This is a genomic window from Qipengyuania sp. RANM35 (assembly GCF_041021145.2).
Classification (GTDB): domain Bacteria; phylum Pseudomonadota; class Alphaproteobacteria; order Sphingomonadales; family Sphingomonadaceae; genus Qipengyuania; species Qipengyuania soli.
In genome coordinates, this window is the sequence record NZ_CM196433.1 from 567,918 (window position 1) to 592,414 (window position 24,497).

21 protein-coding genes and 1 tRNA gene are annotated in these 24,497 nt (G+C 62.2%); 13 read left to right on the forward strand and 9 right to left on the reverse strand.

All coding sequences use genetic code 11. From position 1 onward, the window contains the following. Nucleotides 1–15: 15 nt before the first annotated feature. The 5 genes from RAM60_RS02815 (at nt 16) to RAM60_RS02835 (ending at nt 4,968) form a co-directional block, all read left to right on the forward strand. Nucleotides 16–1,176 carry a deoxyguanosinetriphosphate triphosphohydrolase gene (locus RAM60_RS02815; RefSeq protein WP_369025659.1) on the forward strand — a complete coding sequence of 387 codons (1,161 nt, stop codon included), beginning with the start codon at nt 16–18 and terminating at the stop codon, nt 1,174–1,176. After that, entirely contained in the window at nt 1,169–1,870 is a 702-nt protein-coding gene (locus tag RAM60_RS02820; RefSeq protein WP_200982962.1) for an NAD(P)H-binding protein, read from the forward strand. Before RAM60_RS02815 ends, RAM60_RS02820 begins: the two co-directional genes overlap by 8 nt. A 20-nt stretch (nt 1,871–1,890) precedes the next feature. Beyond that, on the forward strand, nt 1,891–2,868 hold the full coding sequence (locus RAM60_RS02825) for a bile acid:sodium symporter family protein (RefSeq protein WP_369025658.1): 978 nt from the start codon (nt 1,891–1,893) through the stop codon (nt 2,866–2,868). A 3-nt stretch (nt 2,869–2,871) separates the two neighbouring features. Continuing rightward, complete coding sequence (locus RAM60_RS02830; protein ID WP_369025657.1) at nt 2,872–3,324, forward strand: ABA4-like family protein; 453 nt, start codon at nt 2,872–2,874, stop codon at nt 3,322–3,324. 93 nt (nt 3,325–3,417) lie between these two features. Continuing rightward, complete coding sequence (locus RAM60_RS02835) at nt 3,418–4,968, forward strand: fatty acid--CoA ligase (RefSeq protein ID WP_369025656.1); 1,551 nt, start codon at nt 3,418–3,420, stop codon at nt 4,966–4,968. A gap of 33 nt (nt 4,969–5,001) precedes the next feature. On the opposite strand, the gene RAM60_RS02840 is transcribed toward RAM60_RS02835, so the two are convergent. Beyond that, nucleotides 5,002–5,133, reverse strand: coding sequence for an entericidin A/B family lipoprotein (locus RAM60_RS02840; protein WP_200982970.1), 132 nt, complete (start codon nt 5,131–5,133; stop codon nt 5,002–5,004). A gap of 62 nt (nt 5,134–5,195) precedes the next feature. Continuing rightward, a complete protein-coding gene (locus tag RAM60_RS02845; protein WP_369025655.1) occupies nt 5,196–6,089 on the reverse strand; it encodes a DMT family transporter in 894 nt (297 codons plus the stop codon). An 83-nt stretch (nt 6,090–6,172) separates the two neighbouring features. On the opposite strand from RAM60_RS02845, the gene RAM60_RS02850 reads away from it, so the two are divergent. Further along, nucleotides 6,173–6,409, forward strand: coding sequence for a hypothetical protein (locus RAM60_RS02850; protein ID WP_369025654.1), 237 nt, complete (start codon nt 6,173–6,175; stop codon nt 6,407–6,409). Nucleotides 6,410–6,538: 129 nt separating this feature from the next. Here the strand turns inward: RAM60_RS02850 and RAM60_RS02855 are convergent, their stop codons facing one another. Next, the gene (locus tag RAM60_RS02855; RefSeq protein ID WP_200982974.1) at nt 6,539–8,050 is read right to left on the reverse strand and encodes a TadA family conjugal transfer-associated ATPase; all 1,512 of its coding nucleotides are present in this window, start codon (nt 8,048–8,050) and stop codon (nt 6,539–6,541) included. 273 nt (nt 8,051–8,323) lie between these two features. On the opposite strand from RAM60_RS02855, the gene RAM60_RS02860 reads away from it, so the two are divergent. The 4 genes from RAM60_RS02860 (at nt 8,324) to RAM60_RS02875 (ending at nt 13,925) form a co-directional block, all read left to right on the forward strand. Continuing rightward, a complete protein-coding gene (locus tag RAM60_RS02860; protein WP_369025653.1) occupies nt 8,324–9,220 on the forward strand; it encodes a DMT family transporter in 897 nt (298 codons plus the stop codon). 60 nt (nt 9,221–9,280) lie between these two features. Further along, the gene (gene glmS / locus RAM60_RS02865) at nt 9,281–11,104 is read left to right on the forward strand and encodes a glutamine--fructose-6-phosphate transaminase (isomerizing) (RefSeq protein WP_369025652.1); all 1,824 of its coding nucleotides are present in this window, start codon (nt 9,281–9,283) and stop codon (nt 11,102–11,104) included. Continuing rightward, a complete protein-coding gene (locus RAM60_RS02870) occupies nt 11,101–11,478 on the forward strand; it encodes a GFA family protein (protein WP_369025651.1) in 378 nt (125 codons plus the stop codon). The genes glmS and RAM60_RS02870 overlap by 4 nt, the downstream gene beginning before the upstream one ends. Before the next feature lie 101 nt (nt 11,479–11,579). Continuing rightward, on the forward strand, nt 11,580–13,925 hold the full coding sequence (locus RAM60_RS02875; protein ID WP_510640138.1) for a putative bifunctional diguanylate cyclase/phosphodiesterase: 2,346 nt from the start codon (nt 11,580–11,582) through the stop codon (nt 13,923–13,925). Here RAM60_RS02875 and purQ read toward each other — a convergent pair whose 3' ends face one another. Both purQ and purS read right to left on the reverse strand, forming a co-directional pair. Next, nucleotides 13,926–14,603 (reverse strand): phosphoribosylformylglycinamidine synthase subunit PurQ, encoded by a 678-nt coding sequence (gene purQ / locus RAM60_RS02880; RefSeq protein ID WP_369025649.1) that lies wholly within the window; start codon nt 14,601–14,603, stop codon nt 13,926–13,928. Then, nucleotides 14,603–14,836 (reverse strand): phosphoribosylformylglycinamidine synthase subunit PurS, encoded by a 234-nt coding sequence (gene purS / locus RAM60_RS02885; protein ID WP_200982984.1) that lies wholly within the window; start codon nt 14,834–14,836, stop codon nt 14,603–14,605. Before purS ends, purQ begins: the two co-directional genes overlap by 1 nt. A 269-nt stretch (nt 14,837–15,105) precedes the next feature. Here purS and RAM60_RS02890 point away from each other — a divergent pair, with 269 nt between their 5' ends. Beyond that, the gene (locus RAM60_RS02890; protein ID WP_510640140.1) at nt 15,106–17,331 is read left to right on the forward strand and encodes a TonB-dependent receptor; all 2,226 of its coding nucleotides are present in this window, start codon (nt 15,106–15,108) and stop codon (nt 17,329–17,331) included. A gap of 50 nt (nt 17,332–17,381) precedes the next feature. Here RAM60_RS02890 and RAM60_RS02895 read toward each other — a convergent pair whose 3' ends face one another. Continuing rightward, the gene (locus tag RAM60_RS02895; protein WP_369025647.1) at nt 17,382–20,210 is read right to left on the reverse strand and encodes a M16 family metallopeptidase; all 2,829 of its coding nucleotides are present in this window, start codon (nt 20,208–20,210) and stop codon (nt 17,382–17,384) included. Between the two features lie 112 nt (nt 20,211–20,322). On the opposite strand from RAM60_RS02895, the gene RAM60_RS02900 reads away from it, so the two are divergent. Further along, the gene (locus RAM60_RS02900; RefSeq protein ID WP_510640143.1) at nt 20,323–21,204 is read left to right on the forward strand and encodes a diacylglycerol/lipid kinase family protein; all 882 of its coding nucleotides are present in this window, start codon (nt 20,323–20,325) and stop codon (nt 21,202–21,204) included. Here the strand turns inward: RAM60_RS02900 and purC are convergent, their stop codons facing one another. Next, nucleotides 21,205–22,008: a phosphoribosylaminoimidazolesuccinocarboxamide synthase gene (gene purC / locus RAM60_RS02905; RefSeq protein WP_200982990.1), complete on the reverse strand. Its 804-nt coding sequence runs from the start codon at nt 22,006–22,008 to the stop codon at nt 21,205–21,207. A gap of 124 nt (nt 22,009–22,132) precedes the next feature. Continuing rightward, entirely contained in the window at nt 22,133–23,533 is a 1,401-nt protein-coding gene (locus tag RAM60_RS02910; protein ID WP_510640145.1) for a cation:proton antiporter, read from the reverse strand. On the opposite strand from RAM60_RS02910, the gene RAM60_RS02915 reads away from it, so the two are divergent. Continuing rightward, nucleotides 23,516–24,415 carry a hypothetical protein gene (locus tag RAM60_RS02915; protein WP_369025644.1) on the forward strand — a complete coding sequence of 300 codons (900 nt, stop codon included), beginning with the start codon at nt 23,516–23,518 and terminating at the stop codon, nt 24,413–24,415. The genes RAM60_RS02910 and RAM60_RS02915 overlap by 18 nt on opposite strands. 5 nt (nt 24,416–24,420) lie before the next feature. Here the strand turns inward: RAM60_RS02915 and RAM60_RS02920 are convergent. Further along, nucleotides 24,421–24,495: transfer RNA gene (locus RAM60_RS02920), tRNA-Phe, on the reverse strand. Nucleotides 24,496–24,497 lie beyond the last annotated feature (2 nt).

Below are 24,497 nucleotides of genomic sequence, written 5' to 3' on the forward strand. Positions count from 1 at the left end.
AAGCCGCTGCCACCCATGGAAAGAGCCCGCTACGCTGCCGACCCCGCCAAGTCCCGCGGGCGCGAATTCGCCGAAAACCGCGACGGAACCCGCGGTCCTCGCAGCGAGTTCCAGCGCGACCGGGACCGGATCGTTCACTCGATCGCCTTTCGCCGCCTGCGCTCGAAGACGCAGGTCTTTATCGCACCGGACGGCGACCATTATCGCACGCGCCTGACGCATAGTATCGAGGTCGCGCAGATTGGCCGGGTAATAGCGCGCGAACTCGGTCTGGACGAGGACCTGACCGAAGCCCTCTGCCTTGCTCACGATATCGGCCATCCGCCCTTTGGTCATGCAGGCGAGAAGGCACTGGAAGAGGCAATGACCCACGCAGGCGGTTACGACCACAATGCGCAGGGTATCCGCACGCTGGCACGGCTCGAGAGCCCGTATTGCGAACACGAGGGCCTCAACCTCACCTGGGAAACGCTTGAGGGCATGGCCAAGCACAACGGCCCGGTCGACGCACCACATTGGGCTTTGGCGGAGGTCGACGCTGCCTTCCCGCTCTCGCTTGGCGAATGGCCTTCGCTTGAGGCCCAGGTCGCGGCAATTGCCGACGACATCGCCTATGACAATCACGATATCGATGACGGCTTACGCGCCGGATTCCTCGAGCTTGACGACCTGCTTACGCTCGACTGGCTCGGCGACCAGTGGCGCGCGGTGGAGCGGCGGTTCCCGAACGCATCGCGTGACCGCCAGCTGCGCGAGCTCGTGCGTACGCAGATCGGTACCATGGTCAACGATGTACTGGTGCAAACGCGGTCGCAATTGGGTGGCATCGACAGCGCCGAGGACGTGCGTGCCGCCGGACATGCTCTGGCGACTTTCTCGCCCGCGATGCGCGACCAGGAACGCGGTCTCAAGCACTTCATGTACGAGCGGCTCTACTATCACCCCGACCAGCTTTCGACAGCGGAGCGGGCGCGCGACGTGATTGCGCGCCTCTTCGTCGCCTATAGTCAGGATTCATCGACGATGCCCGATGACTGGCTTTCGCAGATGCCCGCATCCGAACCGCATCGCAGCCGCCATATCGCCGACTTCATTGCCGGCATGACCGATCGTTACGCCATCGACCAGGTGCGCCGGATTTATGGTCGCGCACCCGAAGGTTTGAGCAATGTCTGAGACAATCCGTATTGCGCTTGTCGGCTCGACCGGCCTGATTGGCCGCACCGTCATGCAGGCTTGCGTAGGGCGCGAGGACTTGCGCCTTACCGCTATCGCCCGGCGCGAGGCAAAGCTGCCCGAAGGGGCGCGGATGGAAATGTTCGTCGCAGACCCTGCGCAGTGGGACGAAGTGATTGAGGCGATCAAGCCGAAGGCGATCATTTGCGCGCTTGGCACGACATGGAAGAAGTCTGGACAGGACGAAGCGGCATTCCGCGCGGTGGACCAGGATCTCGTCATGGCTGTCGCCAGGGCCGCGAAAGAGCATGGTGTCGAACGTTTCGTTCACGTCAGTTCGGTCGGGGCGGACTTCGCGTCGAAGAACTTCTACCTTCGCGTCAAGGGCGAGGTCGAGCGGGACCTTGGCAAATTGCGACTGGGACGCCTCGACATTCTGCGCCCCGGATTGCTTCGCGGGACGCGCGAGAACGACCGAAGAGTCGCGGAACGCTTGGGGATTGCAGCTGCGCCCTTGGTCAATCTTGCCCTGCAAGGGCAGTACCGCAAGTACCGTGCCATCAAGGCGGAGACAGTTGCCGACGCTGCATTGGCTCTTGCCAAACGAAACGCCAGGGGGCGCTTCGTGCACGATAACGATGCGATTGTCCGCGCGGCCAAGAGTTTGCCGAAGATCGGTGCCGAAGACGACTAGGAATCGAAGGGGGAGGGGGCATGATCGGCTGGGCGACGCGACTGTTCGCATTCTGGACGCTAGCCGGGACCATGCTCGCATGGTTCTTTCCGCCGCTGTTCCTCTGGGTTGTCGACGGTAGTATCGTTCCCTTCGGCCAGCCGCTCGTCAGTGTCATGCTGGGCGTGGTCATGCTCGGCATGGGACTTACCCTGACCCTCGATGATTTTAGGGGTGTGCTGCGGATGCCGCGCGCAGTTCTTGCCGGAGTGGTGCTCCAGTTCTCGATCATGCCGCTCGCCGGGATCGTACTGGCAACATTGCTGGGTCTGGAAGGCGGGTTGGCCGTCGGCCTCATCCTCGTCGCCTGCTGTCCGGGCGGCACGGCTTCGAACGTCATTTCGTACCTCGCGCGTGCCAATGTTGCTCTTTCAGTGGCGATGACCATGGCATCGACCCTGGTCGCCGTCGTCGCCACGCCGCTGCTGACAGGCTGGCTTGCGGGCGTGTTCGTCGAGATCGATCGCTGGGCGTTGTTCCGCTCCATGATCGCCGTCGTGCTCGTGCCCGTCGTTCTCGGTGTCGCGCTGCGTGCCCTGATGCCCGACGCAACCCGAAATATCGAACCGATTGCTCCTCTAGTCTCCGTCCTTCTGGTCGTCCTGATCGTCGGAGCAATCGTTGCGCGATCAAAGGACCTGATCAGCCAGCACGCCGGGATCCTGTTGCTTGCCCTGTTCCTTCTGCACGCGGCGGGATTCGCCTTGGGATATTTGCTGACGCGTGTTCTTCGCTTCGATGAAGAAATAGCGAGGACAGTCAGCATCGAGGTGGGAATGCAGAACAGCGGCCTCGGGTCGACGCTCGCCTCCACGCCAAGTTTTGCAGCGCAATTCGCCAACCCCTTGCAGGCCGCGCTGGCTCCCGTACCCAGCGCGATATCGGCAGTCTATCACGTCGTCATCGGCAGCCTGCTCGCCTCGTGGTGGCGGCGCCGGACGGAAGAAGAGGAAGTTTAGATCATGTGGCAAACTGCATTCGGGATCGCGAACCTGCTTGCCATGGCAATGTGGGCGGCACTTATCCTCCTGCCGCGCAAGCCCGCGCTGCTTGCGGCTATCCTTTATCTCGGCGTGGGCCTGCTGTGCCTTGCCTATGCTCTCGGCATATCGGCCATCCTTGGCGGACTGGTCGACCCGAAGGGCCCGGGAGGCGGAACCGTCGATTTCACCACGATTGAGGGTGTCCGGTCGATCTTTGCCAGCGACGGCGGTGTGACAATCGGATGGATCCACTACCTCGCCTTCGATCTCTTCGTCGGGCTGTGGATCGCAAGGGATGCGGATGCCAAGGAATTTTCCCGCCTGGTGCAGGCGCCGATCCTGTTTCTCACATTTATGGCCGGTCCCTTTGGCCTGGTTGTCTGGCTGCTGGTCCGCGAAAGGCGGGCCCGGAAGAATGGTCGCTGGGAATAGGCTGCAAAGGCCAAAGCGGGGCAGGAATCAGGTTGCCTAATGCAACCGGCGTGGCATGATGTTCATCAAAGCTGATAACAGCGGAGAGGATTGATGGCAGCGACGCAAAAGCTCACGTTTGACGAGCTTATCCGACACTGGGCGCAGGAAAAACCCGATGCGGTCGCGCTGGAGCAGGAAGGTGACGCGATTACCTTCGGTGAGCTTGAAGTGCGCTCCCGTCAGATTGTGTCCATGCTTGCGTCGCATGGGGTGGGCAAGGGCGACAGGATTGCCTGGCTGGGCAAGAACGCGCGCCACTATTTCGAGCTCTTCTATTCTGCCGCGCGCGTCGGTGCGGTAATGGTCCCGATCGGGTGGCGCCTCGCCCCGCCGGAGATTGCCTATATCCTCGGCGATACCGGGGCGAAGGTCCTGTTCATCGACGAAGGTTTCGATGAACTCGCGGCAAAGGCCTGCGGCCAGATGGATTCTCCTCCCGAGATTATCGACACGCCAACTGCGAAGACACAGATCGCCGCGGCGAGTGCAGATGAGTTCACGCCCGCGGGCCGTGATGATGCGATCCTGCAACTCTACACTTCGGGCACCACAGGCAACCCCAAGGGTGCCGTCCTCACGAACGGCAACCTGTTCTCGCTTCGCCTGCCTGCGGAGGAAGCCGCACAGCCCTGGTCGAGTTGGGACGAGGACGAAGCCATACTGATCTGCATGCCCTGCGCGCATATCGGCGGGACGGGGCTTGGCATTATGGCCATGGCAGCTGGCATTCGCGGCATCGTCCAGGCGGAATTCTCACCTGAGGGCGTCCTCGACGGATTCGAGCAGGGCATTACTCGGCTCTTCATCGTGCCGGCGGCGCTCCAGATGGTTGTCCAGCACCCGAGAGCGAAAACCACCGACATGTCGGGCGTCAAATATGTGATGTACGGTGCCGCTCCCATCCCGCTCGACCTGCTGCGCGAAGCGGTCAAGACCATACCTGCCGCAGGATTCCTCCAGTGTTACGGAATGACCGAGACGACCGGCACGATTGCCATGCTGCCTCCCGACGACCACGATCTCGAAGGTAACCAGCGTATGCGCAGCGCGGGCAAGGCAGTTCCGGGTGCCGAGCTCAAGGTCGTGGACGAGAACGGAGATGAACTGCCGCTTGGCGAAGTTGGCGAGCTCATCTGCAAGAGTCCGTCGAACATGGCAGGTTATTGGAACCTGCCTGAGGCTACCGCCAACTCGCTCAAGGACGGGTGGATGTACACCGGCGATGCCGCCTACATGGACGAAGACGGCTACGTCTACATTCAGGACCGGATCAAGGACATGATCATCTCGGGAGGTGAAAATGTCTACCCGGCGCAGGTCGAGAGCGCCATCTACGGTCACCCGGCGGTGGCGGAAGTCGCGGTCATCGGTGTGCCAGACGAAACCTGGGGCGAGGCCGTGAAGGCTTGTGTCGTTCCCAAGCCGGGGGCGACTGTCGAACCGAACGATATCATTGCCTTCACGCGTGAGCGACTAGCAGGCTTCAAGGTGCCCAAGAGCATCGACGTGATCGACGTGATGCCGCGCAACGCCAGCGGCAAGATCCTGCGGCGTGAATTGCGCGCTCCCTATTGGGAAGGTCGCGACCGACAGGTCAACTGACGGCGGGCCGCGTCATGCAGCCCGCCGGCTAGGTCAGTCGATGGCGTCTTCGCCGGCCTGGCCGACGGATTCGATGTCGTTGCCAAGGCCCTTTACAGTGTTGCAGGCGGTGGCGGTCAGCGCCATCGTGGTGATGCCGAGGGCAAGCAGAAACTTACGGACCATCTTTTCTCTCCATGTCGAAGAGCTCGTACTTGAGCGATATGGGTTAAGAAACGGGTTGCGCACTACGCGGTTCCCGCGCGGGACAGGCGATGCTCGCGCCAGGCGATCAGCGCGCCCGCACCTATGACCAGCGGTGCACCCAGCCAGGTGGTCGTCGGTGGCAGGCGGTTCCAGATCATCCAGCCATAGAGTGTCGCCCAGATGAGCGAGGAATAGTCCATCACGATTACGCTCGCGACCTGGCCGAAGCGAAGCGATGCAGTGAGGAGAAGCTGCGCCACACAGCCCAGTGCCCCTATCGCCAGCAGCAGGAGCCACTGCTTTGGGCTGTGTGCCTCGATGAAGAAGGGCAGGCCAAGGGCAAAGACTGCCGTCGACCATGCCGAAAACCAGAACACGATGGCGATCGGCTCGTCGGTACGGCCCAAGTCGCGCAACTGGATCGAGATCACTGCCACCATGAAGGCCCCGCTGAGGCCGACGATGACGCCAAACATGGGCATATGCGACTGTCCGGGCTGGGTGATGACCAGAATGCCGAGGAAGCCTGCAATGACCGCGCCCCAGCGCCAGGGACCAACCGTCTCACGCAGGAGGATTGCGGAAAGGATCACGGCAAAGATCGGGGTAGTGAAGCCCAGCGTTGTCGATTCAGCGAGTGGCAGCAAGATCGGGGCGCCGAAGGTTAGTGCCATTCCGATCATGCCGAGGACTGCACGCCGAATGTGCGCAGACATGCGGTTGGTCCTCAACCTTGACAGTTGTCCTTGAGCGGCAAGCCACAAGCCTAACATCGGCACGGTCAGGGAGGCTCGCCAGAACAGGATCTCGCCGAAATGCACTCCGCTCTCGGCAGTGTATTTCACCAGCATGACCAGCGTCGCCAGCGTGAAAGCCGCGCAAAGTCGCAAGGCGAGGGCAAAGCCCGGTCGCTGGGGGACGTGCTGTTCGCTCACGACTCAAGGGCCTAGCTGCCGCGCAACCTTTGGCAAGCAAGCAATTGCATGCCCCCATGTGCTCCCCCATATGCCCGCGCATCATGTGGAAGCTGCCCGACGAAATTCTCTTTGCCAGCGATGCGGAACTGCTGGCGCTATGGGGAGCCGGGATGCTCGTCCTTGCCGCGCTTTGCTCTGTGATGGAGCGGCGGCGGATGAAACGGGCACAGATCAACCGCATCGGCTGGGTGCCGTGGACGGGCCTGTTCCTGACCTTTGCAGTGATCGGCGGCGGGCTGCTGGCGGTGGCCGTGCCTGCAATGTTCAATCCGGGCTAGGCGTCTTCGCGCGTGCGGCGCTCCGCCTTGCCGCGCATGAGCATCCAGCTTTGCAGCATCAGCGCCGCGAAGCGCACTTCGCAGGGCCTACCGGCAATGAGAACTGTCGAGCTTGAATGGCGCGACAGGTTACAGGCAGGCTTCCAGATATGCCTGGTCGAAGCCGAACTGGCGGGCCTTCTCCAGCGTATAGGGGCGCAGGCCCGAGCTGCGGAATTCGCCAAGGATCTTGCCGTCGTCGCTCTCGTCGAGATACTCGAACTTGAAGAGCTCCTGCGTCACGATCACGTCGCCTTCCATCCCGATCACTTCGGTGATGTTGGTCGTACGGCGCGAACCGTCGCGAAGACGCTTCACCTGTACGATCAGATCGACCGATTCGGCGATCTGGCGCGAAATGGCTTCCTTGGGGATCTTGATGTCGCCCATCAGGATCATGTTTTCCATACGGCCGAGGCACTCGCGCGGCGAGTTGGCGTGGAGCGTACACATCGAACCGTCGTGACCCGTGTTCATCGCGGCCAGGAGGTCGAAACACTCCGCGCCGCGAATTTCGCCCAGGATGATGCGGTCAGGACGCATACGCAGGGCGTTCTTGACGAGGTCGCCGATGGTAATGGCACCCTGGCCTTCAAGGTTCGGCGGGCGCGTTTCGAGCGGCAGCCAGTGCGGCTGCTGCAGGCGAAGTTCGGCCGCGTCTTCGATAGTGAGCACGCGCTCACCCGGGTCGATCATCTTCGACAGGGCGTTGAGCATGGTCGTCTTACCCGAACCCGTACCGCCCGAGATGACGATGTTCATGCGGCATGCGCCCGCAATCTTGAGTGCGGTACACATCTTTTCGCTCATCGAACCGAAGTCCTTGAGCATGTCGAGCGTGATCGGCTTCTCGGAGAACTTACGAATCGAGATTGCGGTGCCCTTGAGCGACAACGGCGGAACGATGACGTTCACACGGCTGCCGTCCTTGAGACGGGCGTCGGCCAGCGGGGTGGTCTGGTCTACGCGGCGGCCGACCTGGTTCACGATGCGCTGGGCGATCTGGAAGAGGTGGCTCTCGTCACGGAACTTGATGCCAGCGAGGGTGAGCTTGCCCTTCTTTTCGATGTAGGTCTGGTCCGGACCATTGACCATGATGTCAGTCACGTCGGGATCGTTGAGCAGTTCTTCGAGCGGACCGAAGCCGAGCAGTTCGTCGACCAGAACCTTTTCCAGCGCGAACTGTTCACGACGGTTAAGGGTGACCTTCAGTTCGGCCAGCACTTCCATGATGATCGGGCGGAATTCTTCCGACAGCTCGTCTTTCGACAGGGTCGCGGCTGCTTCCGGGTCGACGCGTTCGAGCAGGCGCGGGAGCACCTGTTCCTTGATCTTGTGAACACTCGCTTCGAAGCCGCCAACCTGCGATTCACCCGAATGGCTGGTGTTCATGCGATCGTCGAGGCGCGACATTGCGTCGCCTTGCGAAGGCTTTCCAGCGGGCGCTGCGGCTGCCGGTTCGTCGGGGATCGGCGGGAACTGTTCGCCGCCCTTGGCTTCAGCAGCAGAACCACCGCCACGCATGGGTCGTGCGACCCCGAACTGCGGACGTGCCCCGGCACCCATTCCTGCCGGTCCGTTCTTGCGTCCGAAAGCGCTCATTCCAAAACCCCCACGCGATATTGACGTGTTTCGTGTGTGCGAAGGTGCTCTCCCTCAGGGAAACCACGCCTCTCGAAGAGTGGTGAATAAGTTGGAAACCTTTATTTTTGGCTAATGCGGACGGTCAGAGGGACACCGCAAGAACACGGATTTTCGCCGATTTTTTCGGCAAGATGAGAGAAGCGAGGCTCCACGACGCCAAGAGGGGCTGGCCACTATCCCGCGCAACGTCTAGCGGCCCAAGATCAGGGAAAACGACGGATATCCGCAGCAATGCAGCATCAAGAACGCGGGGGCATACTCTTGGCCCTTGCCGGTTTCATCTTCCTGTCGATCGGCGACGCCGTCATCAAGACCATGGCAGGGCAGTGGTCGCCACTGGCGGTCGCGGCATTGCGCTATGTCTTTGGAGCGATAGCTCTCTCGGCCTTGCTCCTGCGCAGCGAGGGTCCACGTGGTTTCAAGCCGAGCCATCCGTGGTTGCAGCTGGCCCGCGGCATTTGCGTTGGCGGCGCAACTCTGTGTTTCTTCAGCGCCATCTTCAATATGCCCCTGGCGACGGCAATGGCGCTCGCTTTCGTCTCGCCCGTGCTGGTCGCATTGCTCAGCGGGCCCCTGCTGGGGGAACAGGTGCGCCCGATGGTCTGGCTGGTTTCTGCGCTGGCACTGACCGGGGTCGCCCTTGTCCTGCGGCCCAGTTTTGCGGAGCTTGGCTGGGTGGCACTCCTGCCACTCGCGTCGGCCACGTTTTTCGCGCTTCTGGTCATCGCCAACAGGGCAAGCGCGGGGCAGGGTAGCGCTCTTTCCATGCAGGCCTACGTTGCGGTGGTTGCGGCACCACCCATGGTCCTTGCCGCAATTGGCGGTCACTTGAGCAATATCGAAGCACTCCGGATTGGAATGCCGGACTGGACCATTGTTGCGAAGTGCGCCGTGGTCGCTTTTACCGCCAGCACGGCTCATTGGCTGACCTATCTCGGCACCATGCGCGCAGGCGCCTCGACCATTGCGCCGACCAGCTATGTACAGATGCTCGTCGCGACCTTTATGGGCTGGTGGTGGTTCGGCGATGTTCCGGATCTCGCTACACTCGCAGGCGCAGCGATCATCATCGGGGCGGGCCTCATCCTCTGGTGGAGCACGCCGAAAGCAGCGCCCGTCGCCGATTGATCGACGGGGAATAGTCGCTAAGTCTCGGCGTCACACGCGAATACGAAAAGGCGGAAATCTATGTGCGGAATAATCGGGATCGTCGGCAAGGAAGCGGTTGCGGACCGGCTCGTCGATGGCCTCCGCCGCATGGAGTACCGCGGTTATGACAGTGCCGGTGTTTGCACCATCCATGATGGCGAGCTGGTGCGCCGTCGCGCAGAAGGCAAGCTCAACAATCTCGTAGTCGAACTTGCGGCCAACCCTGCGCCTGGCAATGTCGGCATTGCTCACACCCGCTGGGCAACCCATGGTGCCCCGACGGCAAAGAATGCCCACCCGCATGCCACGCCATTTGTCGCCTTGGTCCACAACGGGATTATCGAGAATTTCAAGGAGTTGCGGGCCGAGCTGGCAGATGCCGGGCGTACTCTTGAGAGCGACACCGACACCGAAGTCGTTGTCCAGCACATTTCCTGGTTGGTCGAACAGGGCAAGTCGCCCGAGGAGGCAGTCGGCGAGGTTCTTCCGCGCTTGCGGGGGGCTTTTGCGCTCGCCATCGCCTTTCGCGACCACCCCGGTATCCTTATCGGCGCCCGGCGCGGTTCGCCGCTTGTTGTGGGCTATGGAGACGGCGAAACCTACATCGGCTCCGATGCGCTGGCACTGGCTCCCTTGACGCAGCAGATCACCTACCTTGAAGAAGGCGACTGGGTTGTCATCGACCATGATGGCGCGACGATCCGCGATGAGGCGAACGAACCGGTCGAACGCCAGGTGCAGACCTCGGGTGCGTCGGCAGCTGCGGTAGAGAAGGGCAATTACCGCCACTTCATGCAGAAGGAGATCTTCGAGCAGCCGACCGTGGTCGCGCAGACGCTCGGCTCCTACCTGCGCCAGTCGGACAACTCGGTGGCTCTGCCGCAGTTCGATTTCGATATCTCGAGCATCCGCCGCGTGACCATCGTCGCCTGCGGCACGTCCTATTACGCTGGCATGGTGGCGAAGTACTGGTTTGAGCAGTTTGCCCGCGTGCCGGTCGACATCGATGTGGCGAGCGAGTTCCGTTACCGCGAGCCGGTGCTGGAAGATGGCGGGCTCGCATTGTTCATCTCGCAAAGCGGCGAGACGGCGGACACACTGGCTGCCTTGCGCCATTGCAAGGAGAACGGCCAGACGATCGGCGTCGTCGTGAATGTCCCGACGAGCTCGATGGCGCGCGAGGCCGACCTGCTGTTGCCGACCCATGCCGGCCCGGAAATCGGGGTCGCCTCGACCAAGGCTTTCACCTGCCAGCTGGCGGTGCTCGCGGCGCTTGCCGCACATATGGCGGTGAAGAAGGGCCTGATGTCACGGGCCGAGGAACAGGAAGTCGTCGCCCACCTCCTGGAGGCGCCGGCGGCTCTCAACAGCGCGCTCGACCATGACGACGACATCGCATCGATGGCGCACCTCATCGCCCCGGCGCGCGACGTGCTCTATCTGGGCCGTGGACCAGACTACCCGCTGGCGATGGAAGGGGCGCTGAAGCTGAAGGAAATCAGCTACATTCACGCCGAAGGTTATGCCTCGGGCGAGATGAAGCACGGGCCGATCGCTCTGATCGACGAAGCCGTACCTGTGATCGTCCTGGCTCCTTCGGGACAGCTGTTCGAAAAGACCGTTTCGAACATGGAGGAAGTCCGCGCCCGAGGGGGCAAGATCGTACTCATTTCCGACGCGGAGGGTCTCGAACAGGCGGGCGAGGGTTGCCTTGCCACGATCGAGATGCCGAGGGTGCATCCGCTGATTGCTCCGCTGGTCTATGCCATCCCTGTGCAGTTGCTCGCCTACCACGTCGCATGTGTCAAAGGCACGGACGTCGACCAGCCTCGCAACCTTGCAAAATCGGTAACGGTCGAATGAGGGAGGAGGGCGGCTGCCACTGCGGCGCGGTGCGCTTCGCGATCGAGATCGATCTGCCGGTCGACCTGCTGATCTGCAACTGCTCGATCTGCTCGATGACCGGATTCCGCCATCTGATCGTGAAGAGCGAGGATTTCACGCTCCTGAGCGGTGGTGACGCGCTGACGAGCTACAAGTTCGGCACTGGCAAGGCCGACCATCTCTTCTGCTCGACCTGCGGCATCAAGAGTTTCTACCGGCCGAGATCGCATCCCGATGGCTGGAGTGTTAATTTTAACTGCCTCGATAGGCCGGGGCAGATCGCGGTAAACGAGGTCCCTTTTGACGGCCGCAATTGGGAGGCGGCAAAAGCGGCTTTGGATGCTGAAAAATAAAGCCAAAATTTACCATCAAAGTGCTTTCTGAGCCCTAGGAAATTTACCGGTAGCTAAGACTTACCCGTTAACCAGACAGGGTGAGCGAGCAGAAATCCGATTTGGCCCAATTGGTCCGGCCCCTGTCGATACGTCAGGCGACCGGGCTTGATGCGCCTGACGGCGCCGACTGGGCGCGCGTTCACGGTCATCAGTATGCCCTGCTCGGAAAGCGGACGGTCGTTCGTGCGTCGGTCCAACTGATGGCGCTCATCCTCGTCGTGGCAACACTGTGGAGCGGGGTCGACCATGTCCTCCTCGTGGCATGGGGCGTAGCGCTTGCCTTTGCAGTTGCCTTGGCGGTGTCCGAGGATCGTCGTGCACTGACTGCCGAGGTTGCGCATTACGGCGCTGAGGAAATCAGGCGACATGCAGTCGCTTCGGCGGCGAAGGGAGTGATTTGGGGCCTGGGCATGATGGCCTTCGCCACTTCGGGAGGTGCCGATCGCCTGTGGATCGTATGGAGCGTCGCGGCGCTGTTGATGTTGGCCACCTCTGTCAGTCGCTACAGTGCCCCGATCAGCTCGATGGCATTTTCGGCATCGGTGGGGATCGGAGGGCTTCTTGCCGCTGGCATCGCGGGCAACTGGCTGCTCGTTACGGTGGTCCTTTTCAGCGTAGTATTCGCCGTGTTCGGCGTTATCGAAAATGCCCGGGTTTTTGTCGCTTCGCGCCTTACCGAAGCCGCGATGCACGAGAAGAGCGAGACGGTCTCCATGCTCCTGCGCGAATTCGAGGAGGGGCAGGCCGACTGGTTATGGCAGATTGACACGCGCCGGCGCCTGAAGGGGGTTTCACCGCGCTTCGCCTATGCACTGGGCAGCGATGCCAAATCTGTTGAGGGCGTGGCCTTTCTCGAGCTGATCTCGGGCCCCAATTGGAGCAATGACGAGTACCGCGAAACGCTGAAGGCCTTTGCCGACAAGATCAAGCGCAAGGAGCCTTTTTCGGACCTTCTCGTCCGTGTCGCCCTGCCTACCGGACAGCGGTGGTGGGAGCTTTCCGGTGCGCCGATTGTCGACGACAACGGCATCTTCCAGGGCTTTCGCGGGGTCGGTTCGGACGTCACCGAACAGCGCGAGAGTTCGGAAAAGATTGCCTATCTCGCTCGCTACGACACGCTTACCCATCTGCCCAACCGCCTGATGCTGAACGAGGCGTTGGGCGAAGCCCTCGCATATGCCGAACACTGGCGATCCCGCTGCGCATTCCTGATGATCGACCTCGACCGCTTCAAGGCGGTCAATGATTCACTGGGACACCTCGTCGGCGACGTGATGCTCGGTCAGGTGGCCAATCGTCTGAAGAGCATCGTCGGCGAACACGAGCTGTGCGGACGACTGGGCGGAGATGAGTTCGGGATCGTGATCCGCGACCTTAGTAACCGTCGCCGGATCGAAGAACTCGCCAAGGCCGTTATCGAGCAGCTTTCCGAACCCTACCAGATCGAAAACCAGATCCTATACGTTGGCGCCAGCGTCGGTTCTGCGATCGGCCCCCGCGACGGTAAGACTGTAGAGGAGATGCTGCGCAACGCTGACCTCGCGCTCTATCGCGCCAAGGATGAAGGTGGTGGCGAGCACTTCGAGTACGAACCTTCGCTCCACGCCAATGCCGAGGAAAAGCGCCAGCTCGAATTCTCGCTCCGCAGCGCCCTCGAAAAGAACGAGATGGCGCTCCACTACCAGCCCGTGGTGGATGCCCATACTGAAGAGGTGGTAAGCTTCGAAGCGCTGATCCGGTGGAACAGCTCGGAGCATGGTTTCGTAAGCCCGGCCAAGTTCATCCCGCTGGCGGAAGATACCCGCCTGATCGTGCCGATCGGTACATGGGTGATGCAGCAGGCCTGCAACGAAGCCGCCCGCCACTGGCCGAGCGACGTGAAGGTGAACATCAACGTCTCGCCCGAACAGCTGCTGGAGCCCGAATTCGCCTCGACCGTGGTCCGGGCGCTGTCGCACAGCGGACTCGATCCCAAGCGACTGGAGATCGAGGTGACCGAGAGCATATTCCTGCGCGATGCCAGCGTGGCGCGCAAAGCGTTGGAGCAGTGCATCGCACTTGGCTGCTCGGTGGCACTCGACGATTTCGGGACCGGTTATTCCTCGCTCGGCTACCTGCGCAAACTCAACTTCACCACGATCAAGGTCGACCGCAGCTTCGTCCAGGGTGCCGCCCAGCAGAGCCGCGAGTCACTGGCGATCATTCGCGCAGTGGTCGCCATGGCGCAAAGCCTCGACATGACCACCACTGCCGAAGGTGTCGAAAATGCCGAGGAAGCCATCATGGTACGCGATCTCGGGTGCACCAAGATCCAGGGCTATCACTTCGGTCGTCCGATGAGTGCCGAGGACGCGCGCAAGGTGTTTGCCCGCCGCGCCGTCGACCTTAATCGAAAGTCTGCCTGATCAGGCGTCCGCGAGCGCGCGGACAGCGCTTTCGAACAGCGCTGCCCCGTCAGTACCACCATGCGCGGGATCGATGGCTCGCTCCGGATGCGGCATCATGCCCAGAACATTGCCTGCCGCATTGAGCACACCGGCGATATCTCGGGCCGACCCGTTTACGCTCTCGGTATAGCGGAATGCCACACGTCCTTCTCCCTCGAGCCGGTCGAGTGTCGCGTCGTCGGCGTAGAAATTGCCGTCGTGGTGGGCAACAGGGATGCGGATGTCCTGGCCCGCTTCATAGCCGCCAGTGAACAACGACTGTGCGTTCTCGACCTTGAGGCCCACGGTCCGGCAGATGAAGTTCTGCCCCGCATTGCGGAGAAGCGCACCCGGAAGGAGCCCGGCTTCGGTGAGGACCTGGAAGCCGTTGCAGACGCCCAGAACCGGCACGCCACGATCGGCCGCTGCCTTAACGCTCTGCATGATCGGACTGTTGGCCGCCATTGCGCCCGAGCGAAGGTAATCGCCATACGAGAAGCCACCGGGGAGGGCGATGAAATCGAGGCCATCGGGCAATTCGGCATCACCGTGCCAGACGCGCAGTGGGGCGGTGCCCGAAATCCGCTCTATCGCCACCGCCATATCGCGGTCGCAGTTGGAACCGGGGAAAGTGACGACGGCAGCGCGGAACGACATCAGGCAACCTTCTCGATGCGGTAGTTCTCGATCACCATGTTGGCGAGCAGCTTGCGGCACATGTCGTCAAGTGCCTCATCGGAGGTGCTGTCGGCGACATCCAGCTCAATCAGCCGTCCAACGCGCACATCGTCGACGCCTTCGAAGCCGAGACCTTCCAGCGCGTGATGGACGGCGCGACCCTGCGGATCGAGCACTCCGGGCTTGAGGTTGACGTGGACTCGGATCTTCATCGGCAGGCCTTTCGTGTTGGCGCGCCTATGCCGCGAAGAGGTGCGCGGTTCAAGCAGCAGCGACGCGACAATCCGCTGCGGTCACATGAGTGTCAGAAAAACCACCGCTGTAGCAGTGTTGCAACTGTTGCAATGAATCTGAAGCATTCGGGGCGTGGTTGGGACTCAAGCGGGTTTCAATCTGCTACGGCATGGCCACGGCCAACCGGCCACTTCCCTCCAAATTCCCGCGCAAGGATCGGCGCGGGGTCAAGCAGGACATTCCCCACATGAAACTAAGCCGCACCGCAGCCCGTCTTATCGGGACCAGCGCCTTCGCCATTGCTGCCATCGCCGCGCAGCCTGCCTATGCCCAGGATGCCGACACGACCGGCGCCGAAGAGCAGGCAGACGGCCAGCTCAATACCATTATCGTGACCGCCAACCGGCGCGAGGAAAACCTGCAGGAGGTGCCAGTTTCGGCAGCCACCCTGTCGGCCGACACGGTCAAGACCATCTTCGACGCCGGTGCCGAAGTCACCGCGCTCGCTGCTCGCGTCCCGGGCCTCTTCGTCGAAAGCTCCAACGGCCGTGCAGCCCCGCGCTTTTACATCCGCGGCCTCGGCAACACCGACTTCGACCTCGCTGCCTCGCAGCCGGTTTCGGTCGTGATGGACGACGTTGTGATGGAAAACGTCACACTGAAGTCCTTCCCCATCTTCGACATCGAGCGCATCGAAGTGCTGCGCGGTCCTCAGGGCACGCTGTTCGGCCGCAACACCCCGGCGGGCATCGTCAAGATCGACACTGTAAAGCCGGGTGACGAGTTTGCGGTTGCCGGTTCGCTGAGCGTCGGCAGCTTCGGTTCGGTTTCGGCCGATGGCGGTGTCACCATCCCGTTGGTCGACGGCATGGTATCGATGCGCCTTTCGGGCCTGTGGCAGCACCGCGGAAATTGGGTCGACAATGGCTACACGGGTGAAAAGAACGCGCTCGGTGGTTATGACGAAATCGCCGGTCGTGCCCAGCTGCTCATCACGCCGACGGAAGAGCTTTCGATCCTCGGCACCTATGCGGTGCGTGACCTCGACGGCACTTCGACGCTGTTCCGCGCCAATATCCTCGGCCCCGGCGACAACGAGCTGAACGAAAACTACGATCGCGACACCGTCTTCTTCGATGCGGGTGGCGGCAACCAGGCCAAGTACAAGGCCGACATCGCCACTGTGAAGCTCGACTACGATGCGGGCTTCGGCACCTTCACCAGCATCACGAGCTGGGCGAACAGCGAAGGCTCGAGCCGCGGCGACATCGACGGTGGCTTCGGCGCGTCCTTCCTCCCCGAGATGGGTCCCGGCTTCATTCCGTTCCCCTCGGACACGCAGGACTCGATCGAGCTCGACCAGTTCACCCAGGAAGTCCGTCTCGCCTCGGCAACGGGCGGTTCGATCGAATGGCAGGTCGGCGGCTTCTACTTCGACAGCGACTTCGACGTGACAACGGTCGGCTTCGATTTCCCGCCGCCGGTTACCGTCAACCACACCAACGAGAGCTGGGCGGTCTTCGGGCAGGTTTCGACCCGCGTCAGCGACGTTCTCAAGCTGACCGGCGGCCTGCGCTGGACCGACGACCAGAAGAACTTCATCGTCAAGTCGGGTTCTGCCCCGCAGGCGCGTGAAGTTTCCGACGCTCGCCTGAGCTGGGATGCCGCGGCGTTCCTCGATGTCAGCGATGACGCCAGCGTCTATGCCCGCGTGGCCAGCGGCTTCCGCGCCCCGACCATCCAGGGCCGCGACGTGGCCTTCTTCTCGGCTCCCTCGATCGCAACCAGCGAAAAGATCATGAGCTACGAAGCCGGCTTCAAGTCGGAGCTGGCCGGTCGCACGGTGCGCCTGAACGGTGCGATCTACTACTACACGATCAAGGACCCGCAGTTCTCGGCCGTGGGTGGTGCCGACAACCTCGTCCAGCTGGTGAATGCCGACAAGGGTCGCGGCTACGGCTTCGAACTCGACAGCGCGTTCCAGGTGACGCCTGACTTCCTCATCACGGCCGGCCTCAGCTACAACAACACGAAGATCCAGGACGACACGCTGGCCGTGGGCATCTGCGCCCAGTGCACCGTGACCGATCCGACTGTCGTGCTGTCGGGCAACACCCGCGCGCTGGTCGATGGCAACCCGTTCCCCAATGCGCCCGAGTGGATCGCCGACGTCACCGCACGTTACGCTGTTCCGATGGGCAATTCGGGCGAGCTGTTCGTGTTCACCGACTGGGCCTATCAGGGGAAGACCAACTTCTTCCTGTATGAAAGCAAGGAGTTCAACTCGAATAACCAGGTCGAGGGCGGCCTCCGTATCGGTTACGCCAAGACCGACGGCAGCTTCGAACTGGCGGCCTTCGTGCGCAACATCACAGATGCCGACAATGTGAAGGGCGGCATCGACTTCAATAACAACACGGCTTTCGTGAACGACCCGCGCGTCTTCGGCGTGTCGGCCCGCTTCAGCTACTGAGCCGGTTGATCTGACAGGAAGGGGGTCGGGCCGCGGGTCCGGCCCCTTTCTTATTGTCCTTCGGGAATGACGTGGAATTCGACCGCCCCGGCGGGATCGAGGTAGGTGCGCGCCGTTTCCATGATCTGTTCGGGCGTAACTGCCGAATACCGCTCCTTGGCCGTGATAAAACGCTCGATGTCCTCGGGTTTGCTCTGTGCGCGGTCGACGTAGCCCATCCAGCCGCCATTGCTCTTCAGCCGGTTGTCGAAACTTTCGAGTACCGGCTGCAAGGCGCGTTTGAGAAGATCGGGGTCCACCGGTTCAGCCCGCAGCTTCTCTATGACCGAAACCAATGCCCCGTGCGTCGCAGCGATGTCCTTCACGTCGACCTGCGCACCGACCATGAAGGTGCCGAAGCCGGTCCACACCTCGGACTGGGTCGTGTCGACTTCCGAACCGTAAGTCTTGCCGAGTTCTTCCCGCAGGGTGTCCGTCACCATAAGTCGGACAATGCGTCCAAGGAGAGTGAGGCGGGTGGATCGCTCCCAGTCGCTATCGTCGGCGGTGGGCCACATGAGATTGACCAGCGCCTGGTCCTTCTCGCCGCCATGGCGGACAATCTTCAGACCGCGCTCCTTGGTGAAGCTGCGCTGGCGTTCTCCCTGGTCATAGGAGCGAAAATTCGCTTCGCGTGGGGGAAGTGCACCAAGGGTGCGGGCCACCGCATCGATGGCCTTTTGCTGGTCGAAGTCGCCGACGACGGCGATTTCGATCGCGCCCCGGGTCAGACGATCGGAAATTGCATCGCGCAAGCTGCCGTAATCGAGTGCAAGGTAGGATTCGAGCGGCTGCCGCGAGAAGCGTGGGTCGCCATCGGTGACGATCTTGCGCATCGCTTCCCCGAAGGCTGACGATGGGGTTTTGTCGAGACGGGCAAAGAATGCGGGAAGGCTCTGCCTCCACGCCCCCAGACCTTCGGCCCGGTATCCCGGGTCACTTACGAATGCGGCCAGCACCTGGAGCTGGAACTCGAGATCCTTAGGTGTGGTATTGCCGGACATTGCGAAGCGATCGTCCTCGACCGAAATGTTGCCGCCAACCGAGCGTCCCGCCAGCAATGTTTGTAACTGGTCGAGCGAATGCTTGCCCAGGCCACCGGCTACCAGTCGTCCAAAGAGTTCGGTGCCGAGCGGTTTATCCTTGCTGTCGACAAGCCGGCCGCCATCGATGCCGAGCTGCACTGCCACCCGATCCTTCTCGAGCGTAGTCGGCTTGAGGTTGAGCATGACACCGTTTGCGAAGCGCAAGGTGCGGATGTCGAGCCTTTCGGACATCGTGTCGGACACGATTTTTCCGGGCGCTCCGAAATCGGTATAGCCGAACTCGGTGACGGCCTCCTGCGGCGGAGCATCGACTTTCCTTGCATATGCGGCAGCGACGGCCGCGCGCAGTGCGCCTTCGCCACCCTCGGGCGCGGCCTTGCCGGTAAAGCGCACCAGCGGCGCTGCGAGTTCGGGCCAGCCGTCTTTCATCGCTCCAAGCACGGCCTCCGGACTGATGGTGTCGGCCATCGCCTCGAACTGGGCGAGGCGATTGGCAGCACTGTCGGGCACCGAATTGCCTTGAGCGGTTGCGAGCGCCGCGCCTAGCCATCCGCCGTTGCTGCGGGTCGGTTCCTGCGCCGCAGAGTTTTCGAGCGAGTTGCGGATATTGGCTACCTGCTCCGCCACTTCGGCGGCGGTGAAGCCGTACTCCATGGCGCGGCGATACTGGTCGACCGCGGCGTCGAGCCCGCGCTGCCAGCCGCCATCCTCCGTCACCACGGTAAGTCGCGTCGTGCGCGACAGATTGTCCTGTTCGGAAAGTTGGAGGAAGGCCCCGCGGAATGGCGGGTCTTCTTTCTGCGCCTCGCGGCTCATCCGGCGGCCGATTATGCCGCTTGCCACTTGGCGTAGGGTTTCCTGCTGCCGCGCTGCGACTGTATCAGGTGCATCGACAAAGGCCGCGTGGCGCATCAGCGTCACGCTCTCGTCGAGGGCGGGGTGGGTGTAGATGTCATAGGCGTCGGCATACGCCGGATCGACGGGCCCCGGGCTCGGCTGGTCGGGAGACACTGCCGGCTTCCAGTCGGCGAAACGTGCGCGGATGGCCGCCTCGACCTTCGCAGGATCGTAATCACCCACCACGACAAGGGTGGTCGAGGAGGGAATGTATTCACGCTCCCAGAATCTCCGCAGCCCCGTGGCGGTTGCCGCTTCTAGGGTCTCTACCGTGCCGATGGGCAGGCGGGCCGGCATCCGTCCCTCGGGATAAGTGAACTCCAGCCCGTCGACGAAGTTCTGCAGCGCATAGGTGTTGCGCACCCGCCGCTCGGACAGCACAACGCCGCGCTCCCGCTCGACCGCTTCTGGGGTGATGGTCAGCTCGCTCGCCGTTTCGCGCATCAGCATTAGCGCGGTGCCGAGAAGATCCTCGTCGGCTCGCGGCAGGTCGAGCTTGTATTCGGTGTATTCGAAGCCGGTCGAGGCATTGGTGTCGGCGCCGAAGGCCAGACCGAGGCGTTCGAGCAGCTTGACCATCTCGCCCTCGGGCACATTGGTCGAGCCATTGAAGGCCATGTGCTCGACATAGTGGGCGAAGCCGCGTTCCTCGTCATTTTCATCCAACGCGCCCGCATGAACCAGCATGCGAACAAGTGCAGTGCCCTCCGGTCGCTCGTTGTGGCGAATGATGTAGCGCATGCCGTTTTCGAGCTTGCCGAAGACCCAGCCGTCGGCTGGCTGGATATCGCTTTCCTCCAGTTCCCATGCAGCGGGATCCCAGCCTACCGCTTCGGCATGAGCGACCGACGATGTGGTAAGAAGGAGGGCGGCAAAGAGAAACTTGCGAATGATCATGGGCAAGGGCTGCCCTATCGGCACCCGGCTGACAATGGCGTGAACCTTCTTGTTAACGCTGGAGGCGATTTTGCCCGTGTTTTCGTGCGATTGGCGCGATATGAAGATCCCCGTGAGCAGCCTCGATCTCGTCTATAATCCGGTGTCGGGCAGCTTCAGCCAGGCGCATCTCGATGCGCTGGTCGCGGCGCTTCGTTCCCAGGGGTTCGAGGTGACCCCGCTACCGACGACGGCCGAGGGGGCGCAGTTCTCGGGCGACGCGGATCTCATCTGCATACACGGCGGCGACGGGACATTGCGCGATTGCGTAAAGACGCTCGGCGAGGATGCAGGGCGTATCCCGCTCGCCGTGGCGCCCTCGGGCACGATCAACCTCGTGGCCCGAGAACTGGGCTATCCGCGACAGCCGGAAGCTTTCGCTCGCAAGTTGGCGGAAGGATGGAAGCGCGGTTCGGAAAGCTGGATCCATGCACCGCTCTATCAGCTGGGCGACATGCCGATCGTATCGTGCCTTTCAATCGGGCCGGACAGCCATGCGGTTGCGCGCGTCTCGGGACCGCTGAAGAAGCGCATCGGTCGCTATGCCTATGTCGTGGCGATGATGCAGCAGATGCGCGAATGGCCACGCTCGGCGATGCAGATCAGGGGGACGGCCGTGGATGGCGAGCGTTTCGAATGCGCAGCCGAAGCCGTGATCGTGTCGAGCGCGGCGCTCTACGCCGGACCCTTTCGCCTGAGCCCGCAGGCCGCGCTTGCCGCGGATTCGGTCGAGCTCATATCGCTGAAGAAATCGACCCGCCTTCGCACCATCGCGCTCAGCCTTGCCGCCATGTTCAACCTGCCGGTCGCGCGCCTCGGCATTGCCGAAGTACGCTCTGTCCGCCGCGTCGAGTTCGACCGTTGCGTTACTCCCGTACAAGTCGACGGCGACCACATGCCCGATTGCGCCTGGGCTATCGGTCCAAGCGGCCTGACGCTGCGCTACGTAGTCTGATTACTTTTTCGGCTTGGGCGAGCTGCGCAGGCGGCCGCGGTGTGCGTTCATGTCAAGCACTTCGCCGGGACCGCTGTCGTCGTCCTGCAGCAGGCGGAGGCGTCGGGCGACCTCCTGATAGGCTTCGCTTTCCCCGCCAAGGTCGCGGCGGAAACGGTCCTTGTCGAGCTTTTCGCCGGTGTTGATGTCCCACAGGCGGCAGCCGTCGGGGCTGATTTCGTCGGCCAGGATCACGCGGCTGTAGTCACCGTCCCAGATGCGTCCGAACTCGAGCTTGAAGTCGACGAGGCGGATGTCGATGGCGCTGAACATGCCGCACAGGAAGTCGTTGATGCGGATTGCCATCGACGAGATGTCCTGCATCTCTTCGTGGCTGCACCAGTTGAAGCAGGCGATTTCCTCTTCCGAGACCAGCGGGTCGCCGAGGCTGTCGTCCTTGTAGCAGTATTCCAGCAGCGTGTGCGGCAGCAGCTCGCCTTCCTCAATGCCCAGGCGCTTGCTGAGCGAGCCGGCGGCTACATTGCGCACGATCACTTCGAGCGGGATGATCTCGACCTGGCGGATCAGCTGCTCGCGCATGTTGAGGCGGCGGATGAAGTGCGTCGGGATGCCGATGTGCGAAAGGCGGGTGAAAACGAACTCGCTGATGCGGTTGTTGATCACACCCTTGCCGTTGATCGTGCCCTTTTTCTGGGCGTTGAAGGCGGTCGCGTCGTCCTTGAAATACTGGATCAGCGTGCCCGGTTCGGGGCCTTCGTAGAGGATCTTGGCCTTGCCTTCGTAGATCTGGCGGCGACGTGCCATCGGACAGTATTCCTTATCGCTCAAAAAGCTGTCGCCCCGGTAGCGGAATCGGCTGGCGACCGCGGCCCGGGGCGTTCGCTTGGCGCATACAGAAGCGCAGGTGCGAAAGCAATTGTGGGCGGGTTCAGTGTACCGCTTTGGACGGGATGTCTTCCACCGCCGGTGCGTGGTCTTCCTTGAGCTTGGCGATCATCCGACCCAGCGTCGCTCGCTGGACAAGGACGCTGAACAGGACTGCGCCGAACGTTGCCGCCAATATCAACTCGCGCGTTTCGCCCGGTGGGAGGGATAGGGCGAGCGCGATGGAAATCCCTCCGCGCAGCCCGCCCCACCACAAGACCCTCCCGGCGCCCTTTTCGCTTAGGCGCGCAGCAGGAATCGCCTTCGTCGAGATTGTGACCGCGATAGCTCGGGCCAGCAAGGTAAGCGGAATGACCGCCAAGCCGAAAACCAGGTCATCGAGGCCGGGTACCAAAGCGATCATCTCGAGGCCGATGAGCAGGAAGAGTACAGAATTCAGCAGCTCGTCGACCAGCTCCCAGAACTTGATCACGTAGTCGCGCGTCACGTCGCTCATGGCATAGGTAACGCCCTGGTTGCCGATCAACAGGCCCGCTACGGCCATGGCAAGCGGACCGGAAATGTGGAAGGCCGAACATAATGCATAGCCGCCCATAACGATGGCGAGAGTGATGAGCACTTCGAGGGTGTATTCGTCCATGCTCGCCAGCGCTCGATAGCCGATCCAGCCGAACACCAGTCCGACCACCACGCCGCCACCGGCTTCAATCGCGAAAAGTCGGGCCCCTTCGGCGAGCGAAAACTCCGCCCCTGTTATCGCGGCCCCCAGCAGGATCGTGAAGACCACTATGCCGACACCGTCGTTGAACAGGCTTTCACCCGCGACTGCGCTCTGGAGCGATGCTGGGACGTTTTCCTCGCGCAGGACGCCCAGGACAGAAACCGGATCGGTGGGCGAGATCAGAGCGCCGAAGACGAAGTACCAGATCGGCGCGATCGGAAGGCCCAGCAGCATGCCGACGCCCATCGTCGCGAACCCTACCAGCACGGTCGAGACGATCACGCCGACCGTGGAGAGCAGCAGAACTGGCAGCCAGGCGGAGCGTAGGCGCTCGAGATCGACATGCAGTGCGCCTGCAAAAAGCAGGAAGCTGAGCATGCCCTGGAGAAGCGTCTCGGTGAAGTTCAGCTCTTCGAGCAAGCGTGCGACACGGTCGTCCAGGGTAACACCGGGGAGGAGGGCATTGGCAAGCATCAGTCCGGTCGCTGCCAGCGCACCCATGACGGTCAGGCCGATGACATGCGGCAGGCGCAGGAAATGGTGGTTGAACCACCCGAGAAATGCGGCGGTGACGACGAGCAGGGCGGCAATGTCGAACGCCGACAGTGCGGCGGAAGCTGTTTCGTGCATGGGATGGGGGTAGCGCGGGTTCCACGCAAGGTGAAGCTTGCGCGCCAACAAAGGCTTGGGCAGCATGGTGCGCGCATGCACCGTTACCGTCATTCCGGCCTCGAAATCGCATCCGAGATCGCCCTGCCGGAATGGGACGGCTTTGCGAGCAGTTCGACTAGCAACGCAGACATCAAGATCAAGCTGTCCGACGAACGTTCTCCGGCGTTTCCAGGGGACGGCAGCACCTATTCACTGGGCTCAACTGCGGGTTTCTGCATAGAAGGCGTCGGCGGGTGGAAGCTCGAGGCAGGACGTCGGATGACGCTTTATCCGAGCCTTGCCGTAGACCCAGCTGAACTGCGGCTTTTCACACTGGGAAGTGCCTGGGGCGTGCTCGGTTACCAGCGAGGCGATGCGATGTGGCATGGCAGCGCCGTGGAATTGGATGGCAGCGCAGTCCTGTTTTGTGGTGATGCGGGCGAAGGCAAGAGTACGATGGCGGCGGCCATGGTAGCGACGGGCGCGAGGCTGTTTGGGGACGATCTTTCGAAGGTGGAGCCGAACGCCGGGGGTGCGCTGATCCACCCTTCATCTTCGCGGCTCAAGCTGTGGGGTGCTGCGGTCGATCATTTTGGCTGGCGCGAGCGCGTGGTCCAGCGCGACGTGATGCGCGGAGATAAGTTCCACTGCCATATCGAACCCAACCATGCCGGAGGTCCGCCGCTCCCGCTGGCCGCAATTGTCGTGCTGGAAAGCGGCGAGGCCCCGTTGCTGGAGCCGTTATCGGGCAGCGAAGCGCTTGCCGAGGTCCTGAGCGGCACGATCTACCGCCCCGAAGCGCTCGAAACCATGGGCCGTTGGGGCGAGCAGGGCGCGCTGGTAGCGCGAATCATCGCAGGTGCCAAGGTATTCCGCCTGACCCGACCGCGCGATCTCGGGGCAATCGGCGAGAGCGTCGGGTTGGTTTCGAAGATGCTGGATCGGCTCGGGTAGCGAAGTGGTGCCCAGGGGCGGAGTCGAACCACCGACACGACGATTTTCAGTCGTCTGCTCTACCACTGAGCTACCCGGGCAC